Annotated in this window: 14 protein-coding genes and 4 tRNA genes; 15 read left to right on the top strand and 3 right to left on the bottom strand. The window is 51.2% G+C overall.

The genetic code is table 11. The annotated features are described in order from the left end of the window. Window positions 1-249: 249 nt before the first annotated feature. Window positions 250-1,278: a UDP-N-acetylmuramate dehydrogenase gene (murB, locus tag WFN87_RS23295; protein WP_166996029.1), complete on the top strand. Its 1,029-nt coding sequence runs from the start codon at window positions 250-252 to the stop codon at window positions 1,276-1,278. Continuing rightward, window positions 1,275-2,237, top strand: coding sequence for a bifunctional biotin--[acetyl-CoA-carboxylase] ligase/biotin operon repressor BirA (gene birA / locus WFN87_RS23290; protein WP_336709911.1), 963 nt, complete (start codon window positions 1,275-1,277; stop codon window positions 2,235-2,237). Before murB ends, birA begins: the two co-directional genes overlap by 4 nt. A 27-nt stretch (window positions 2,238-2,264) precedes the next feature. On the opposite strand, the gene coaA is transcribed toward birA, so the two are convergent. Beyond that, entirely contained in the window at window positions 2,265-3,218 is a 954-nt protein-coding gene (gene coaA / locus WFN87_RS23285; protein ID WP_034808670.1) for a type I pantothenate kinase, read from the bottom strand. 453 nt (window positions 3,219-3,671) lie between these two features. On the opposite strand from coaA, the gene WFN87_RS23280 reads away from it, so the two are divergent. From WFN87_RS23280 to rpoC, 13 genes are all read left to right on the top strand, one after another. Continuing rightward, window positions 3,672-3,747: transfer RNA gene (locus WFN87_RS23280), tRNA-Thr, on the top strand. 12 nt (window positions 3,748-3,759) lie between these two features. Next, window positions 3,760-3,844: transfer RNA gene (locus tag WFN87_RS23275), tRNA-Tyr, on the top strand. A 117-nt stretch (window positions 3,845-3,961) separates the two neighbouring features. Beyond that, window positions 3,962-4,036, top strand: a tRNA-Gly gene (locus WFN87_RS23270). A 9-nt stretch (window positions 4,037-4,045) separates the two neighbouring features. Then, window positions 4,046-4,121: transfer RNA gene (locus WFN87_RS23265), tRNA-Thr, on the top strand. Between the two features lie 112 nt (window positions 4,122-4,233). Beyond that, on the top strand, window positions 4,234-5,418 hold the full coding sequence (gene tuf / locus WFN87_RS23260) for an elongation factor Tu (protein ID WP_038476797.1): 1,185 nt from the start codon (window positions 4,234-4,236) through the stop codon (window positions 5,416-5,418). Window positions 5,419-5,652: 234 nt separating this feature from the next. Then, window positions 5,653-6,036, top strand: a complete 384-nt coding sequence (secE, locus tag WFN87_RS23255; RefSeq protein ID WP_008460146.1) for a preprotein translocase subunit SecE — start codon at window positions 5,653-5,655, stop codon at window positions 6,034-6,036. 1 nt (window position 6,037) lies between these two features. Beyond that, a complete protein-coding gene (gene nusG, locus WFN87_RS23250) occupies window positions 6,038-6,583 on the top strand; it encodes a transcription termination/antitermination protein NusG (protein ID WP_003862341.1) in 546 nt (181 codons plus the stop codon). A 154-nt stretch (window positions 6,584-6,737) separates the two neighbouring features. After that, entirely contained in the window at window positions 6,738-7,166 is a 429-nt protein-coding gene (gene rplK, locus WFN87_RS23245) for a 50S ribosomal protein L11 (RefSeq protein WP_008460147.1), read from the top strand. 3 nt (window positions 7,167-7,169) lie between these two features. After that, window positions 7,170-7,874, top strand: coding sequence for a 50S ribosomal protein L1 (rplA, locus tag WFN87_RS23240; protein ID WP_039289255.1), 705 nt, complete (start codon window positions 7,170-7,172; stop codon window positions 7,872-7,874). A gap of 299 nt (window positions 7,875-8,173) precedes the next feature. Next, window positions 8,174-8,671, top strand: a complete 498-nt coding sequence (gene rplJ, locus WFN87_RS23235) for a 50S ribosomal protein L10 (protein ID WP_002438625.1) — start codon at window positions 8,174-8,176, stop codon at window positions 8,669-8,671. 66 nt (window positions 8,672-8,737) lie between these two features. Next, entirely contained in the window at window positions 8,738-9,103 is a 366-nt protein-coding gene (gene rplL, locus WFN87_RS23230) for a 50S ribosomal protein L7/L12 (RefSeq protein ID WP_008460150.1), read from the top strand. Between the two features lie 326 nt (window positions 9,104-9,429). Continuing rightward, entirely contained in the window at window positions 9,430-13,458 is a 4,029-nt protein-coding gene (gene rpoB / locus WFN87_RS23225) for a DNA-directed RNA polymerase subunit beta (RefSeq protein WP_039299356.1), read from the top strand. A 75-nt stretch (window positions 13,459-13,533) separates the two neighbouring features. Next, window positions 13,534-17,754, top strand: coding sequence for a DNA-directed RNA polymerase subunit beta' (gene rpoC, locus WFN87_RS23220; RefSeq protein WP_039299359.1), 4,221 nt, complete (start codon window positions 13,534-13,536; stop codon window positions 17,752-17,754). A gap of 148 nt (window positions 17,755-17,902) precedes the next feature. On the opposite strand, the gene WFN87_RS23215 is transcribed toward rpoC, so the two are convergent. Both WFN87_RS23215 and WFN87_RS23210 read right to left on the bottom strand, forming a co-directional pair. Continuing rightward, window positions 17,903-18,220 (bottom strand): PTS lactose/cellobiose transporter subunit IIA, encoded by a 318-nt coding sequence (locus tag WFN87_RS23215; RefSeq protein WP_008460153.1) that lies wholly within the window; start codon window positions 18,218-18,220, stop codon window positions 17,903-17,905. A gap of 3 nt (window positions 18,221-18,223) precedes the next feature. Next, on the bottom strand, window positions 18,224-18,529 hold the full coding sequence (locus tag WFN87_RS23210) for a PTS sugar transporter subunit IIB (protein WP_008460154.1): 306 nt from the start codon (window positions 18,527-18,529) through the stop codon (window positions 18,224-18,226). Window positions 18,530-18,577: the final 48 nt, after the last annotated feature.

Here is an 18,577-nt window from a genome sequence, read left to right as displayed (position 1 = left end):
TTCCCTGCACGAGCATGGGCATGCGACAAACGTGTCGGGAACACGTTTGAACGCCGCGTGCATCGGCCCCGGAGGGGCGAGTATCAGGATGATACGCGTATTGTAGGGAACAGGCAGGCATCAAATAAAAGCGAAAGGCTCAGTCGAAAGACTGGGCCTTTTTGCTGTGCGCGTTCTACTGAGACAGACAAGCCATTCTCAACAGGATCGGGTAAACTATTCTGGTTTATATTCCGGAAAATGGCTGACATGAACTCCTCTCTTAAACCCTTCAATACTTTCGGTATTCAGGCAACTGCGGCACATATTGTTATCGCTGAATCTGTACAACAGCTTACTGAAGCGTGGGCAGAATCGACGCAGGCTCATCAGCCGGTACTTATCCTTGGGGAAGGGAGTAATGTTCTTTTCCTCGAAAACTTCGAAGGCACGGTCATTATCAATCGTATTAAAGGGATTGAAATTGCTGAGACGGATGATGCCTGGTTGCTCCATGTCGGTGCTGGTGAAAACTGGCATCACCTCGTGGAATATACTCTCCAACAAGGCATGCCAGGTCTGGAAAACCTTGCTCTGATACCGGGCTGTGCTGGCTCATCGCCCATTCAAAACATTGGTGCATATGGTGTTGAAATTAAACAGGTATGTAACTATGTCGATTGCGTTGAGCTAAGTAATGGCCAGGCATTGCGTTTAACAAACGCAGAATGCCGCTTTGGCTACCGGGACAGCATCTTTAAACATGACTACCAGGACCGCTTTGCAATTGTAGCCGTTGGCTATCGCTTGCCTAAAGCCTGGAGGCCGGTTCTCAGCTACGGCGACCTGAGTAAACTGGATCCGTCGACCGTTACGCCCCAGCAGGTTTTTGAAAGCGTCTGCAATATGAGGAGCTCGAAGCTGCCCGATCCAAAAGTGAATGGTAATGCCGGCAGTTTCTTCAAAAACCCCGTTATTAGCGCGGAACAGGCAGAAAAACTGATTTCTTGTGGCGCGAACGTCCCCCATTACCCTCAGCCAGACGGCAGCGTTAAACTTGCAGCAGGTTGGCTGATCGATCAATGTCAGTTGAAGGGATACCGCATTGGTGGAGCCGCGATTCATCGGCAACAGGCTTTGGTCATCATTAACGAAGAAAATGCCAGCAGCGCAGATATTGTTGCCCTTGCACACTACGTACGCCAACAGGTTGGTGAAAAGTTTGATGTCTGGCTTGAACCAGAAGTTCGCTTTATGGCGAGCAAAGGGGAAGTCAGTGCCGTGGAGACTGTCGCGTGAAAGACAATCGGGTTCCGTTAACGTTAATTAGTATTCTGGCAGACGGTGAGTTTCATTCAGGTGAGCAACTGGGTGAGCAGTTAGGGATGAGTCGTGCGGCTATTAATAAGCATGTACAGACTCTGCGAGACTGGGGGATTGATGTATTCACCGTGCCAGGGAAAGGATATAGTTTGCCGGAGCCTATCCAGTTACTGGATGAAGGTTTTATTACGTCACAAATAGCTGACGGGAGCGTGGCTGTCCTTCCGGTGATTGATTCCACCAACCAATACCTGCTTGATCGCCTCAATTCCCTTCAATCTGGTGATTCCTGCATAGCCGAATATCAGCAGGCCGGGCGTGGAAGACGAGGCCGTCAGTGGTTCTCGCCCTTTGGAGCAAATCTCTATTTGTCCATGTACTGGCGTCTGGAACAGGGGCCAGCTGCGGCAATTGGACTCAGTCTGGTTATTGGCATTGTGATGGCGGAAGTATTACAACGCCTTGGCGCTGAAGACGTCAGGGTAAAATGGCCAAACGACCTCTATCTGAACGACCGCAAGCTCGCCGGTATTTTGGTTGAACTCACCGGGAAAACGGGAGATGCCGCGCAAATCGTTATCGGTGCTGGGATTAATCTTGCGATGCGTAATGTTGCTACAGATGTGATTAATCAGGGATGGATCAACCTCCAGGAAGCTGGCATCCGTATTGACAGGAATACGCTAGCGGTCACTCTAATCCAGGAGTTACGTACGGCACTACAGCTGTTTGAGCAGGAAAGTTTATTACCGTTCCTGCCTCGTTGGGAAAAACTGGATAACTTCATCAATCGACCGGTAAAACTCATTATTGGGGAACGAGAGGTCCATGGAATATCTCGAGGCATTAATGAGCAGGGTGGATTATTGTTGGAGCAGGACGGAGTAATAAAAGCTTGGGTTGGCGGTGAGATTTCTCTGCGCGGCGCAAATTAAAGAGAGGGGGAATTCCCCCTCATCTTATTATTTTCTCAGTTTGACACAATCAACAGCATGATTAGCACTTTTTGTCATAATCAAGCTTGCGCGATCGCGAGTTGGTAATATGTTTTGTTTTAAATTCAATAAATTAATTTCATTCCATAGCTGCGTTGCAATATTTATGGCTTCATCTTTAGAGAGCTTTGCATAGCTGTGGAAATAAGAGTTTGGATCGGTGAATGCACCTTCACGGAATTTTAAGAACCGATTTATATACCAATTCTGTAATAGCTCTTCCGGCGCATCTACATATATAGAAAAATCTACGAAGTCAGAAACAAATACATGATGTGGATCGTGGGGATAATCCATTCCGCTTTGCAGAACGTTTAACCCTTCCAGAATCAAGATATCCGGCTGGGCAACGGTCTTATCGCCGTCGGGGATCACGTCGTACACCAAATGTGAGTACACCGGCGCCGTCACGTTGGTTGCACCCGATTTGATGTCGGAGACAAATTTCACCAGACGATGCATATCATAGGATTGCGGGAAGCCTTTCTTCTTCATCAAATTGCGCTCTTTAAGCACTTTATTTGGATGAAGGAAGCCGTCGGTGGTGATCAGTTCAACTTGACGGTGCTCAGGCCAACGGCTGAGTAGCGCCTGCAGCACACGCGCTGTCGTGCTCTTTCCGACAGCCACACTTCCCGCAATACTGATGATGTAGGGAATACGTTGGCCATTGGTGCCAAGGAACTGCTCGAGTACCGCCTGGCGCCGCAGGTTTGAACTGATATAGAAATTGAGCAGACGAGACAGCGGCAGGTAAATCTCCGCCACCTCTTCCAGGGAAAGGTCTTCGTTAATGCCTTTTAACCGGGCGATTTCCCCTTCGGTTAACGTCATGGGAACAGAGTCGCGCAATGCTGCCCATTGGCTCCGGTCAAATTGTAGATAAGGGGTTGTTGCCAACATTTGCTCTTTATTACTCATAAGCATGCTTCTGCCTGTAATTCAGGACAAAATTTACGCGCTACATTCTCGAACGCAAGTAATCAGACGTTGTGTATAAAAAGTATGCCGCGTATTTAACTTTTCAACAGTGGGCAGGAGGGTAACACCTGAATGAAGAGAACGATAAGAAAAAATCAACAACAGTGATGTATTACGGCGGGTACATCACGTTGCGCTTACAGTGAAAGAAGGGGCTGCGAGCCATTTTAGAGGGGCAGTCTTATTTCTGATGATTATTATTTGTCATTCAGGCATCGTCAGGCGCCTACTCCCAGGAAAAACGGATGCCGGGAACGATGAAAATTTGCTCTCAATTGGTGCTTTAGCCACCATATTCTCGAGATCTAGCGCAAAATGTGAGCGGTAGTGCATTTTATGCGATTTTTTTGTTGCATGAGCGGCGCTCTCTTCCTAGAATGCGCGCTACTTGATGCCGGCTTAGCTCAGTAGGTAGAGCAACTGACTTGTAATCAGTAGGTCACCAGTTCGATTCCGGTAGCCGGCACCATCAAGTACCCCAGGTGGGGTTCCCGAGCGGCCAAAGGGAGCAGACTGTAAATCTGCCGTCATCGACTTCGAAGGTTCGAATCCTTCCCCCACCACCATATTCGGCAACGCATTGCGAAGCCCGGTGCGATAAACGAACAGTTTGTCGACCCGAATACTGAGAGGCCTTCTCTCATATTCACTACAGAAAGATTCAGGTAGCCGAGTTCCAGGATGCGGGCATCGTATAATGGCTATTACCTCAGCCTTCCAAGCTGATGATGTGGGTTCGATTCCCACTGCCCGCTCCAACAAGATGTGCTGATATAGCTCAGTTGGTAGAGCGCACCCTTGGTAAGGGTGAGGTCGGCAGTTCGAATCTGCCTATCAGCACCACTTCTTTATCTCCTCCCTGTTTCTCTTCTGTTAATGCATTCAGCTAATTCAGGCATATGCCTGGTTGATGTGGTGATATCACCGATTTATCCGTGTCTTAGAGGGACAATCGATGTCTAAAGAAAAGTTTGAACGTACAAAACCGCACGTTAACGTCGGTACTATCGGCCACGTTGACCATGGTAAAACAACGCTGACCGCTGCAATCACTACCGTTCTGGCTAAAACCTACGGTGGTTCTGCTCGTGCATTCGACCAGATCGATAACGCACCAGAAGAAAAAGCTCGTGGTATCACCATCAACACCTCCCACGTTGAGTACGACACCCCGACTCGTCACTACGCGCACGTTGACTGCCCAGGGCACGCCGACTACGTGAAAAACATGATCACCGGTGCTGCTCAGATGGACGGCGCTATCCTGGTTGTTGCTGCGACTGACGGCCCTATGCCTCAGACCCGTGAGCATATCCTGCTGGGTCGTCAGGTTGGCGTTCCTTACATCATCGTGTTCCTGAACAAATGCGACATGGTTGATGACGAAGAGCTGCTGGAGCTGGTTGAAATGGAAGTGCGTGAACTTCTGTCTCAGTACGACTTCCCGGGCGATGACACTCCAATCATCCGTGGTTCTGCTCTGAAAGCGCTGGAAGGCGAAGCTGAGTGGGAAGCTAAAATCGTTGAACTGGCTGGCTTCCTGGATTCTTACATCCCAGAACCAGTACGTGCAATCGACCTGCCGTTCCTGCTGCCAATCGAAGACGTATTCTCCATCTCCGGTCGTGGTACCGTTGTTACCGGTCGTGTAGAACGCGGTATCGTTAAAGTAGGTGAAGAAGTTGAAATCGTTGGTATCAAAGATACTGCGAAATCTACCTGTACCGGCGTTGAAATGTTCCGCAAACTGCTGGACGAAGGCCGTGCTGGTGAGAACGTAGGTGTTCTGCTGCGTGGTATCAAACGTGAAGAAATCGAACGTGGTCAGGTACTGGCTAAGCCAGGCTCAATCAAGCCGCACACCAAGTTCGAATCTGAAGTGTACATCCTGTCCAAAGACGAAGGCGGTCGTCATACTCCGTTCTTCAAAGGCTACCGTCCACAGTTCTACTTCCGTACTACTGACGTGACCGGTACCATCGAACTGCCAGAAGGCGTAGAGATGGTAATGCCAGGCGACAACATCAAAATGGTTGTTACCCTGATCCACCCAATCGCGATGGATGACGGTCTGCGTTTCGCAATCCGTGAAGGTGGTCGTACCGTTGGTGCAGGCGTTGTAGCTAAAGTTATCGCTTAATCGCTGATAACATTTGACGCAATGCACAAGAAGAGGGCATCATTTGATGCCCTTTTTGTACGCTTTCGAACCAGAACCTGGCTCATCAGTGATTTTTTACCGATAATCATTGCTGAGACAGGCTCTGAAGATGGCGTTTATGCCGGGTAGTGTCTGAAAAGAGCCATTCGGTTTGGTTTGCCTCGCAGTGGCGGGGCAAAAGTGTTTGTCTGATTTATTGTGACAGGTTGGTTTATGAGTGCGAATACCGAAGCTCAAGGGAGCGGGCGTGGCCTCGAAGCGATGAAGTGGCTGGCAGTAGTCGTTTTGCTGCTCGTGGCAATCGTGGGCAACTACATTTATCGTGATATCACTCTGCCGCTTCGAGCACTGGCTGTGGTCATTCTGATTGCAGCCGCAGGTGGTGTTGCGCTGCTGACGGTAAAAGGCAAAGCAACCGTAGCGTTTGCTCGTGAAGCAAGAACGGAAGTACGTAAGGTTATTTGGCCTACTCGCCAGGAAACTCTGCACACCACTTTAATCGTGGCAGCGGTTACCGCTGTGATGTCACTGATTCTGTGGGGGCTGGATGGTATTCTGGTCCGCCTGGTATCTTTTATTACTGGCCTGAGGTTCTGAGATGTCTGAAGCCCCTAAAAAGCGTTGGTACGTCGTTCAGGCGTTTTCTGGTTTTGAAGGTCGTGTAGCCACGTCGCTGCGCGAACATATCAAACTCCATAATATGGAAGAGCTGTTTGGCGAAGTGATGGTTCCAACCGAAGAGGTTGTTGAAATCCGCGGTGGCCAACGCCGTAAGAGCGAACGTAAATTCTTCCCAGGTTACGTTCTGGTCCAGATGGTGATGAACGACGCGAGCTGGCACCTGGTGCGTAGCGTTCCGCGCGTGATGGGTTTCATCGGCGGGACTTCCGATCGTCCAGCCCCAATCAGCGATAAAGAAGTTGATGCGATCATGAACCGCCTGCAGCAGGTGGGTGACAAGCCGCGTCCGAAAACGCTGTTTGAACCAGGTGAAATGGTTCGTGTTAATGACGGTCCGTTTGCGGACTTCAACGGTGTTGTGGAAGAAGTGGATTACGAGAAGAGCCGCCTGAAGGTTTCCGTTTCCATCTTTGGTCGTGCGACGCCGGTTGAGCTGGATTTTGCTCAGGTGGAAAAAGCCTGATAATTTGATCGTTTAAGCAGCGATTATTCATTGCACAGGGCGCGAAATTGGCATACAATTTCGCGCCTTTTGTTTTTATGTGTCCAGTACACGTAAGACGTTTATTCACGGGGAGCCTTCTTGAGGCGCTATTACCCAATCAGAGGATTTTAGAATGGCTAAGAAAGTACAAGCCTACGTCAAGCTGCAGGTTGCAGCTGGTATGGCGAACCCAAGTCCACCAGTTGGTCCAGCTCTGGGTCAGCAGGGTGTGAACATCATGGAATTCTGTAAAGCGTTCAACGCAAAAACTGAATCCCTGGAAAAAGGTCTGCCAATTCCGGTTGTTATTACCGTTTACGCTGACCGTTCTTTCACTTTCGTTACCAAAACCCCTCCAGCAGCAGTTCTGCTGAAGAAAGCGGCTGGTATCAAGTCTGGTTCCGGTAAGCCGAACAAAGACAAAGTGGGTAAAGTTTCCCGCGCTCAGCTGCAGGAAATCGCGCAGACCAAAGCTGCCGACATGACTGGTTCCGACATTGAAGCGATGACTCGCTCCATTGAAGGTACTGCACGTTCCATGGGCCTGGTAGTGGAGGACTAAGAAATGGCTAAACTGACCAAGCGCATGTCCGTGATCCGTGACAAAGTTGATGCTACCAAACAGTACGACATCAACGAAGCTATCGCTCTGCTGAAAGAACTGGCTACCGCTAAGTTCGTTGAAAGCGTTGACGTTGCTGTTAACCTGGGCATCGATGCTCGTAAATCTGACCAGAACGTTCGTGGTGCAACTGTACTGCCACACGGTACTGGCCGTTCCGTTCGCGTAGCCGTATTTGCTCAGGGCCCTAACGCTGAAGCAGCTAAAGCTGCTGGCGCAGAGCTGGTAGGTATGGAAGATCTGGCTGACCAGATCAAGAAAGGCGAAATGAACTTCGACGTTGTTATCGCATCTCCAGATGCAATGCGCGTTGTTGGCCAGCTGGGTCAGGTTCTGGGTCCACGCGGCCTGATGCCAAACCCGAAAGTTGGTACCGTAACTCCTAACGTTGCTGAAGCAGTTAAAAATGCTAAAGCAGGTCAGGTTCGTTACCGTAACGACAAAAACGGCATCATCCACACCACCATCGGTAAAGTGGACTTTGACGCTGACAAACTGAAAGAAAACCTGGAATCTCTGCTGGTTGCGCTGAAAAAAGCAAAACCATCTCAGGCAAAAGGCGTGTACATCAAGAAAGTTAGCATCTCCACCACCATGGGTGCAGGTGTTGCGGTTGACCAGGCTGGTCTGAACGCAGCGGCGAACTAATAATCGCCTTTACGCGGGCGAAAGATTAGTCTATTATCTTACGCCCGTTGTTCTGTTTAGGCAGAACACAAAGAATTTTCGGTTGGAGCCTGGCCTTATCCAGGCCTCCGTCCAAGACCGCAGGTGTTTCGCAAGAGACTTAATTGCCTGCGTAGACGGTGACAGAACCTGAAGAATATTTTTAGATAGTCTTTAGCTTGTTTCTGCTCACCGTATGTAGACGCACTTTTCCATTTTGGTTAAGTGCGAAGTGAGTTTCGGGACGTTTCGTCCCGGCTAAAACCCAGGAGCAAAAGCTAATGGCTTTAAATCTTCAAGACAAACAAGCGATTGTTGCTGAAGTCAGCGAAGTAGCCAAAGGCGCGCTGTCTGCAGTAGTTGCGGATTCCCGTGGCGTTACTGTAGACAAAATGACCGAACTGCGTAAAGCAGGTCGCGAAGCCGGCGTTTACATGCGTGTTGTTCGCAACACCCTGCTGCGCCGTGTTGTTGAAGGTACTCAGTTTGAGTGCCTGAAAGACGCGTTCGTTGGTCCGACCCTGATTGCATATTCTATGGAACACCCGGGCGCTGCTGCTCGTCTGTTCAAAGAGTTCGCTAAAGCGAATGCAAAATTTGAGGTCAAAGCCGCTGCCTTTGAAGGTGAGCTGATCCCGGCGTCGCAAATCGACCGCCTGGCAACTCTGCCGACCTACGAAGAAGCAATTGCACGCCTGATGGCAACCATGAAAGAAGCTTCGGCTGGCAAACTGGTTCGTACTCTGGCTGCTGTACGCGATGCGAAAGAAGCTGCTTAATCGCAGTTTTCTTTATCAAGTATTCGCTTACGTATAAACTTATTCTGATATTCAGGAACAATTTAAATGTCTATCACTAAAGATCAAATCATTGAAGCAGTATCCGCTATGTCCGTAATGGACGTTGTAGAACTGATCTCTGCAATGGAAGAAAAATTCGGTGTTTCTGCTGCTGCTGCTGTAGCTGTTGCTGCTGGCCCAGCTGAAGCTGCTGAAGAAAAAACTGAGTTCGACGTTATTCTGAAATCTGCTGGCGCTAACAAAGTTGCCGTAATCAAAGCAGTTCGTGGCGCAACTGGCCTGGGTCTGAAAGAAGCTAAAGACCTGGCAGAAACCCCGAATGCCGTTCTGAAAGAAGGCATCAGCAAAGACGACGCAGAAGCTCTGAAAAAATCTCTGGAAGAAGCTGGCGCAGAAGTTGAAGTTAAATAAGCCAACCTTTCCGGTTGCAGCCTAAGTCATTAGGCTGATGGCTGGTGACTTTTTAGTCACCAGCCTTTTTGCGCTGTAGGGTGCCAGTAGTGTTTCACACTGTTTGACTGCTGGTTTCCATTCAATGCATGTTTCTATCGACGCCTTAATATACTGCGACTTTCTACGCCGGGAGTTCCGGGGTAAAGCGCAATGAAATGGTTTAAGAGTGATAGAAACAGGTATTGCGGGGAGTGTTCCACTTTCCGGTCCACAAAATAGTGTTGCATAAACTGCCCCTTTCGACGGGCAGATGGGTCGACTTGTCAGCGAGCTGAGGAACCCTAATGGTTTACTCCTATACCGAGAAAAAACGTATTCGTAAGGATTTTGGAAAGCGTCCACAAGTACTGGACATTCCTTATCTCCTTTCTATCCAGCTTGACTCGTTCCAGAAGTTTATCGAGCAAGATCCCGAAGGACAGTACGGCCTGGAAGCTGCTTTCCGCTCCGTATTCCCGATCGCAAGCTACAGCGGCAACTCCGAGCTGCAGTATGTGAGCTATCGCCTGGGCGAACCTGTATTTGACGTTAAAGAATGTCAAATCCGTGGCGTGACGTATTCTGCTCCGCTACGTGTGAAACTGCGTCTGGTGATCTACGAGCGCGAAGCGCCGGAAGGCACCGTTAAAGACATCAAAGAACAAGAAGTGTACATGGGCGAGATTCCGCTCATGACCGACAACGGGACTTTCGTTATCAACGGTACTGAGCGCGTTATCGTTTCTCAGCTTCACCGTAGCCCGGGTGTGTTCTTCGACAGTGACAAAGGTAAGACCCACTCTTCAGGGAAGGTGCTGTATAACGCACGTATCATCCCTTACCGTGGTTCCTGGCTGGACTTCGAATTCGACCCGAAAGATAACCTGTTCGTGCGTATTGACCGTCGCCGCAAACTGCCTGCGACCATCATTCTGCGCGCACTGAACTACACCACTGAGCAGATCCTTGACCTGTTCTTTGAGAAAGTTAATTTCGAAATCCGTGACAACAAGCTGCAGATGGAGCTGGTACCGGAGCGCCTGCGTGGCGAAACCGCCTCCTTCGACATCGAAGCTGACGGCAAAGTGTACGTTGAAAAAGGCCGCCGTATCACCGCGCGGCACATTCGCCAGCTGGAAAAAGACGATATCAAACATATCGAAGTTCCTGTTGAGTACATTGCCGGTAAAGTTGCGGCTAAAGACTACGTTGATGCTTCTACCGGCGAACTGATTTGCCCGGCGAACATGGAACTGTCTTTGGATCTGCTGGCCAAACTGAGCCAGTCAGGCCACAAGCGTATCGAAACGCTGTTCACCAACGACCTGGATCACGGCCCGTACATTTCTGAAACCGTACGCGTCGACCCAACCAACGACCGCCTGAGCGCGCTGGTTGAGATCTACCGCATGATGCGTCCTGGTGAGCCACCAACACGCGAAGCAGCCGAAAGCCTGTTTGAGAATCTGTTCTTCTCTGAAGACCGCTACGATCTGTCTGCGGTAGGTCGTATGAAGTTCAACCGTTCTCTGCTGCGTGAAGAGATTGAAGGTTCCGGTATCCTGAGCAACGACGACATCATCGAAGTGATGAAGAAGCTCATCGATATCCGTAACGGCAAAGGCGAAGTGGATGACATCGACCACCTCGGCAACCGTCGTATCCGTTCCGTAGGCGAAATGGCGGAAAACCAATTCCGTGTTGGCCTGGTGCGTGTTGAGCGTGCGGTGAAAGAGCGTCTGTCTCTGGGCGATCTGGATACCCTGATGCCTCAGGACATGATCAACGCCAAGCCAATCTCTGCGGCAGTGAAAGAGTTCTTCGGTTCCAGCCAGCTGTCTCAGTTCATGGACCAGAACAACCCGCTGTCCGAGATTACGCACAAACGTCGTATCTCCGCGTTGGGCCCAGGCGGTCTGACCCGTGAGCGCGCGGGCTTCGAAGTACGTGACGTACACCCAACCCACTACGGTCGTGTGTGTCCAATCGAAACCCCTGAAGGTCCAAACATCGGCCTGATCAACTCCCTGTCCGTGTACGCACAGACTAACGAATACGGCTTCCTTGAGACTCCGTATCGTCGCGTGGTTGACGGTGTTGTGACCGACGAAATTCATTACCTGTCTGCTATCGAAGAAGGTAACTACGTCATCGCTCAGGCGAACACTAACCTGAACGAAGAAGGCCGTTTCGTAGACGACCTCGTTACCTGCCGTAGCAAAGGCGAATCCAGCTTGTTCAGCAACGACCAGGTTGACTACATGGACGTTTCCACCCAGCAGGTGGTTTCCGTCGGTGCGTCCCTGATCCCGTTCCTGGAACACGATGACGCCAACCGTGCATTGATGGGTGCGAACATGCAACGTCAGGCGGTTCCAACTCTGCGTGCTGATAAGCCGCTGGTTGGTACCGGTATGGAACGTGCTGTAGCCGTTGACTCCGGTGTTACTGCCGTAGCTAAACGTGGCGGTACCGTTCAGTACGTTGATGCATCCCGTATCGTTATCAAAGTTAACGAAGACGAGATGTACCCAGGCGAAGCGGGTATCGACATCTACAACCTGACCAAGTACACCCGTTCTAACCAGAACACCTGCATCAACCAGATGCCTTGTGTGTCCCTGGGTGAGCCGATCGAACGTGGCGACGTGCTGGCAGACGGTCCGTCTACCGACCTCGGTGAACTGGCGCTTGGCCAGAACATGCGCGTAGCGTTCATGCCCTGGAACGGTTACAACTTCGAAGACTCCATCCTCGTATCCGAGCGTGTTGTTCAGGAAGACCGTTTCACCACCATCCACATTCAGGAACTGGCTTGTGTGTCTCGCGACACCAAACTGGGGCCAGAAGAGATCACCGCTGACATCCCTAACGTGGGTGAAGCTGCGCTCTCCAAACTGGATGAATCCGGTATCGTGTACATCGGTGCTGAAGTGACCGGCGGTGATATTCTGGTTGGTAAGGTAACGCCGAAAGGTGAAACCCAGCTGACGCCAGAAGAGAAACTGCTGCGCGCAATCTTCGGTGAGAAAGCGTCTGACGTTAAAGACTCTTCCCTGCGCGTACCAAACGGTGTTTCCGGTACTGTTATCGACGTTCAGGTCTTCACCCGCGATGGTGTGGAAAAAGACAAACGTGCGCTGGAAATCGAAGAGATGCAGCTGAAGCAGGCTAAGAAAGACCTGTCTGAAGAACTGCAGATCCTCGAAGCGGGTCTGTTCAGCCGTATCTATGCTGTGCTGGTTTCCGGTGGTGTTGAAGCTGACAAGCTCGACAAACTGCCACGTGACCGCTGGCTGGAACTGGGCCTGACCGACGAAGAGAAGCAAAACCAGCTGGAGCAGCTGGCAGAGCAGTACGACGAGCTGAAGCACGAGTTTGAGAAGAAACTCGAAGCTAAGCGCCGCAAAATCACTCAGGGCGATGACCTGGCACCTGGCGTGCTGAAAATCGTGAAAGTGTATCTGGCCGTTAAACGTCAGATTCAACCTGGTGACAAGATGGCAGGTCGTCACGGGAACAAAGGTGTTATCTCCAAGATCAACCCGATCGAAGATATGCCATACGATGAAAACGGCACGCCGGTAGACATCGTACTGAACCCGCTGGGCGTACCATCTCGTATGAACATCGGTCAGATCCTGGAAACCCACCTGGGTATGGCTGCGAAAGGCATTGGCGAGAAGATCAACGCCATGCTGAAACAGCAGCAGGAAGTCGCGAAACTGCGCGAATTCATCCAGAAAGCGTATGACTTGGGTACAGACGTTCGTCAGAAGGTTGATCTGAATACCTTCACCGACGAAGAAGTTCTGCGTCTGGCTGAAAACCTGAAAAAAGGTATGCCGATTGCTACTCCGGTATTCGACGGTGCAAAAGAGTCGGAAATCAAAGAGCTGCTGCAACTCGGCGGTCTGCCATCTTCTGGTCAGATTACCCTGTTCGACGGCCGTACCGGTGAACAGTTTGAGCGTCAGGTAACCGTAGGTTACATGTACATGCTGAAACTGAACCACCTGGTTGATGACAAGATGCACGCGCGTTCTACCGGTTCTTACAGCCTGGTTACTCAGCAGCCGCTGGGTGGTAAGGCTCAGTTCGGTGGTCAGCGCTTCGGTGAGATGGAAGTGTGGGCGCTTGAAGCATATGGCGCTGCATATACCCTGCAGGAAATGCTGACCGTTAAGTCTGATGACGTGAACGGCCGTACCAAGATGTATAAGAACATCGTGGATGGCAATCATCAGATGGAACCGGGCATGCCGGAATCCTTCAACGTTCTGTTGAAAGAGATCCGTTCGCTGGGTATCAACATCGAGCTGGAAGACGAGTAATCGTTGCTCAAAAGGTCCAGGGTGCCCGGCTAACGCCGGGCATCACAGAGTGCTAACTCCGACGGGAGCAAATCCGTGAAAGACTTATTAAAGTTTCTGAAAGCGCAAACTAAAACCGAAGAGTTTGATGCGATCAAAATTGCTCTGGCATCGCCAGACATGATCCGTTCATGGTCTTTCGGTGAAGTTAAAAAGCCGGAAACCATCAACTACCGTACGTTCAAACCAGAGCGTGACGGTCTGTTCTGCGCCCGTATTTTTGGGCCAGTGAAAGACTACGAGTGCCTGTGCGGTAAGTACAAGCGCCTGAAGCACCGTGGTGTCATTTGTGAGAAGTGTGGCGTAGAAGTTACCCAGACTAAAGTTCGTCGTGAGCGTATGGGCCACATCGAACTGGCTTCTCCAACTGCCCACATTTGGTTCCTGAAGTCTCTGCCATCTCGTATCGGCCTGCTGCTGGATATGCCGCTGCGTGATATCGAGCGCGTGCTGTACTTTGAATCTTATGTTGTTATCGAAGGCGGGATGACCAACCTCGAGCGCCGTCAGATCCTGACTGAAGAGCAGTATCTGGATGCGCTGGAAGAGTTCGGCGACGAATTCGATGCGAAGATGGGTGCGGAAGCTATTCAGGCCCTGCTGAAGAGCATGGATCTGGAGCAAGAGTGTGAAACTCTGCGCGAAGAGCTGAACGAAACCAACTCCGAAACCAAACGTAAAAAGCTGACCAAGCGTATCAAGCTGCTGGAAGCGTTCGTTCAGTCTGGTAACAAACCAGAGTGGATGATCCTGACCGTTCTGCCGGTTCTGCCGCCAGATCTGCGTCCGCTGGTACCGCTGGATGGTGGTCGTTTCGCAACCTCAGATCTGAACGATCTGTACCGTCGCGTGATCAACCGTAACAACCGTCTGAAACGTCTGCTTGATCTGGCGGCTCCTGACATCATCGTACGTAACGAAAAACGTATGCTGCAGGAAGCGGTAGATGCCCTGCTGGATAACGGCCGTCGCGGTCGTGCCATCACCGGCTCTAACAAACGTCCTCTGAAATCTTTGGCCGACATGATCAAAGGTAAGCAGGGTCGTTTCCGTCAGAACCTGCTGGGTAAACGTGTTGACTACTCCGGTCGTTCTGTAATCACCGTAGGTCCATACCTGCGTCTGCATCAGTGCGGTCTGCCGAAGAAAATGGCACTGGAGCTGTTCAAACCGTTCATCTACGGCAAGCTGGAACTGCGTGGCCTCGCGACCACCATCAAAGCTGCTAAGAAAATGGTTGAGCGTGAAGAAGCTGTCGTTTGGGATATCCTGGACGAAGTTATCCGCGAACACCCGGTACTGCTGAACCGTGCACCAACTCTGCACCGTTTGGGTATCCAGGCATTTGAACCTGTTCTGATCGAAGGTAAAGCTATCCAGCTGCACCCGCTGGTTTGTGCGGCATATAACGCCGACTTCGATGGTGACCAGATGGCAGTACACGTTCCACTGACGCTTGAAGCTCAGCTGGAAGCGCGTGCGCTGATGATGTCTACCAACAACATCCTGTCCCCAGCGAACGGCGAGCCAATCATCGTTCCTTCTCAGGACGTTGTATTGGGTCTGTACTACATGACCCGTGACTGTGTTAACGCCAAAGGCGAAGGCATGGTGCTGACTGGCCCTAAAGAAGCTGAGCGTATTTATCGCGCTGGCCTGGCCTCTCTGCATGCGCGCGTTAAAGTGCGTATCACCGAATACGAAAAAGATGCTCAGGGCACATTCGTTGCGAAAACCAGCCTGATCGACACCACCATTGGTCGTGCGATTCTGTGGATGATCGTACCGAAAGGTCTGCCTTTCTCCATCGTCAACCAGGCGCTGGGTAAAAAGGCCATCTCTAAGATGCTGAACACCTGTTACCGTATTCTGGGCCTGAAACCGACCGTTATTTTTGCGGACCAGACGATGTACACCGGCTTTGCTTACGCAGCGCGTTCAGGTGCATCCGTTGGTATTGATGACATGGTCATCCCGGAGAAAAAATACGAGATCATCAGCGAAGCGGAAGCTGAAGTTGCTGAGATCCAGGAACAGTTCCAGTCCGGTCTGGTTACCGCTGGCGAACGCTATAACAAAGTTATCGATATCTGGGCTGCGGCGAACGATCGTGTATCCAAAGCGATGATGGATAACCTGCAAACCGAAACCGTGATTAACCGTGACGGCGTCGAAGAACAGCAGGTTTCCTTCAACAGCATCTACATGATGGCCGACTCCGGTGCTCGTGGTTCTGCAGCACAGATTCGTCAGCTGGCCGGTATGCGTGGCCTGATGGCTAAGCCAGATGGCTCCATCATCGAAACGCCAATCACTGCGAACTTCCGTGAAGGTCTGAACGTACTCCAGTACTTCATCTCCACTCACGGTGCTCGTAAAGGTCTGGCGGATACCGCACTGAAAACAGCGAACTCCGGTTACCTGACTCGTCGTCTGGTAGACGTTGCCCAGGATCTGGTCGTTACTGAAGACGACTGTGGCACCCTGGAAGGCATCACCATGACGCCAGTTATCGAAGGTGGCGACGTTAAAGAGCCGCTGCGCGATCGCGTACTGGGTCGTGTGACTGCTGAAGATATTCTGAAGCCTGGCACTGCGGACATTCTGGTTCCACGCAACACGCTGCTGCACGAACAGTGGTGTGATCTGCTGGAAGCTAACTCTGTTGACAGCGTGAAAGTCCGTTCCGTAGTAGGTTGCGAAACTGACTTTGGCGTGTGTGCTCACTGCTACGGTCGCGACCTGGCACGTGGTCACATCATCAACAAAGGTGAAGCTATCGGGGTTATCGCGGCACAGTCCATCGGTGAACCTGGTACACAGCTGACGATGCGTACGTTCCACATCGGTGGTGCGGCATCCCGTTCTGCTGCTGAATCCAGCATTCAGGTTAAGAACAAAGGTAGCATCAAACTCAGCAACGCTAAGTCGGTTGTGAACTCCAGCGGTAAACTGGTTATCACTTCTCGTAACACCGAGCTGAAACTGATCGACGAATTCGGTCGTACCAAAGAGAGCTATAAAGTGCCTTACGGTGCTGTGATGGCGAAAGGTGATGGCGAGCAGGTTGCCGGCGGTGAAACCGTAGCAAACTGGGATCCACACACCATGCCGGTTATCTCGGAAGTGAGTGGTTTCATTCGCTTTACCGACATGATCGACGGCCAGACCATTACTCGTCAGACCGACGAGCTGACCGGTCTGTCCTCTCTGGTCGTTCTGGATTCTGCTGAGCGTACTGCGGGTGGTAAAGATCTGCGTCCTGCTCTGAAAATCGTTGATGCTAAAGGCAACGACGTTCTGATCCCTGGCACCGATATGCCGGCTCAGTACTTCCTGCCGGGTAAAGCGATTGTTCAGCTGGAAGATGGTATTCAGATCAGCTCCGGTGACGCCCTGGCGCGTATTCCACAGGAATCCAGCGGTACCAAGGATATTACCGGTGGTCTGCCACGCGTTGCTGACCTGTTCGAAGCCCGTCGTCCGAAAGAGCCGGCAATCCTGGCTGAAATCAGCGGCATCATTTCCTTCGGTAAAGAAACCAAAGGGAAACGTCGTCTGGTTATTACCCCGGTAGACGGTAGCGAGCCATACGAAGAGATGATTCCGAAATGGCGTCAGCTTAACGTGTTCGAAGGCGAGCGTGTTGAACGTGGTGATGTTGTTTCCGATGGTCCAGAGTCTCCGCACGACATCCTGCGTCTGCGTGGCGTGTACGCTGTAACTCGTTACATCACTAACGAAGTACAGGACGTTTACCGTCTGCAAGGCGTTAAGATTAACGATAAACACATCGAAGTTATCGTTCGTCAGATGCTGCGTAAAGCCACCATCGTTAACGCAGGCAGCTCCGACTTCCTGGAAGGCGAGCAGGCTGAATACTCCCGCATTAAGATCGCTAACCGCGAACTGGATGCGAACGGCAAGATCAACGTGACCTTTGCACGCGATCTGCTGGGTATCACCAAAGCCTCTCTGGCAACCGAGTCCTTCATCTCCGCGGCATCGTTCCAGGAGACCACTCGAGTGCTGACCGAAGCAGCCGTTGCGGGCAAACGCGACGAACTGCGCGGCCTGAAAGAGAACGTCATCGTGGGTCGTCTGATCCCGGCCGGTACCGGTTATGCGTACCACCAGGATCGTATGCGTCGCCGTGCAGCGGGTGAAATCCCTGCGGCACCTCAGGTGACTGCTGAAGATGCTTCTGCCAGCCTGGCAGAACTGCTGAACGCAGGCCTGGGCGGTAACGACGAGTAATCGTGCGATACGCCTGAAATAAAAAACCCGCTTCGGCGGGTTTTTTTATGCCTGAAACTGACTAAATGCTAATTGTTGACGATGTGCCCAGGAATAGACAAAAACAAATGCCCGCGATGCGGGCATTTTAGGGTCGGGCAAAGAGGGCTTATTTCACCAGCGGCAGGCGTCGGTAAAGCTCAATCATATCGGTAGCCAGATCCTGAATGACCATGGCGTTCATCAGGTGGTCCTGAGAGTGAACGGTAATCAGGTTTACCGGCAGTTTGCCGGAGCCTTCATCCAGGCCAATCAGCTGGGTCTGGATTTTATGGGCGTGTTTCACGAATTCGTGTGACTCTTCCATTGCCTTCTCGGCACCCTCAAAGTCACCTTTACGTGCCAGCTGCAGAGCAGTCAGGGCCTGGCTACGTGCGCTGCCGGCGTTGACCAGCAGTTCCATAATAATTGATTCTAAATCTTCCACATCTTACTCCATCATTTTCAGGGCTTTATCAAGCACCACGTCGCCTTTCATCAAACCGTAATCCATCATGTCGATAACGGCGACTTTTTTACCCAGAGGATCGGCAAGGGCCTGAAGTTTGGCCTGCTCATATTTCACCTGCGGACCAAGCAGAACGATGTCGGCGCGTTCGATGTTCTCTTTAAACTCTGCCACGGGCACAGCCTTGATTGAGACCTCGATGCCTTTCTTTTGTGCGGCATCAACCATACGTTGAACCAGAATGCTGGTCGACATACCTGCAGCACAACACAACACGATATTTTTCATAGTTCGCTCTCAATGTCCGAAGGATACAGAGATATTTATCCGGCAGAG

It is taken from the genome of Cedecea sp. AS113, from assembly GCF_037152415.1.
GTDB lineage: Bacteria > Pseudomonadota > Gammaproteobacteria > Enterobacterales > Enterobacteriaceae > Cedecea.
Note: the sequence above shows the minus strand (reverse complement) of the source record. Positions and strands in the feature narration are given on the sequence as shown.

Excerpts from the sequence above, each read along its gene's own strand:
- murB (WP_166996029.1), top strand. The coding sequence starts at position 250 with ATGAACTCCTCTCTTAAACCCTTCAATACTTTCGGTATTCAGGCAACT.
- coaA (WP_034808670.1), bottom strand. The coding sequence starts at position 3,218 with ATGAGTAATAAAGAGCAAATGTTGGCAACAACCCCTTATCTACAATTT.
- tuf (WP_038476797.1), top strand. The coding sequence starts at position 4,234 with ATGTCTAAAGAAAAGTTTGAACGTACAAAACCGCACGTTAACGTCGGT.
- secE (WP_008460146.1), top strand. The coding sequence starts at position 5,653 with ATGAGTGCGAATACCGAAGCTCAAGGGAGCGGGCGTGGCCTCGAAGCG.
- nusG (WP_003862341.1), top strand. The coding sequence starts at position 6,038 with ATGTCTGAAGCCCCTAAAAAGCGTTGGTACGTCGTTCAGGCGTTTTCT.
- rplK (WP_008460147.1), top strand. The coding sequence starts at position 6,738 with ATGGCTAAGAAAGTACAAGCCTACGTCAAGCTGCAGGTTGCAGCTGGT.
- rplA (WP_039289255.1), top strand. The coding sequence starts at position 7,170 with ATGGCTAAACTGACCAAGCGCATGTCCGTGATCCGTGACAAAGTTGAT.
- rplJ (WP_002438625.1), top strand. The coding sequence starts at position 8,174 with ATGGCTTTAAATCTTCAAGACAAACAAGCGATTGTTGCTGAAGTCAGC.
- rplL (WP_008460150.1), top strand. The coding sequence starts at position 8,738 with ATGTCTATCACTAAAGATCAAATCATTGAAGCAGTATCCGCTATGTCC.
- rpoB (WP_039299356.1), top strand. The coding sequence starts at position 9,430 with ATGGTTTACTCCTATACCGAGAAAAAACGTATTCGTAAGGATTTTGGA.
- WFN87_RS23210 (WP_008460154.1), bottom strand. The coding sequence starts at position 18,529 with ATGAAAAATATCGTGTTGTGTTGTGCTGCAGGTATGTCGACCAGCATT.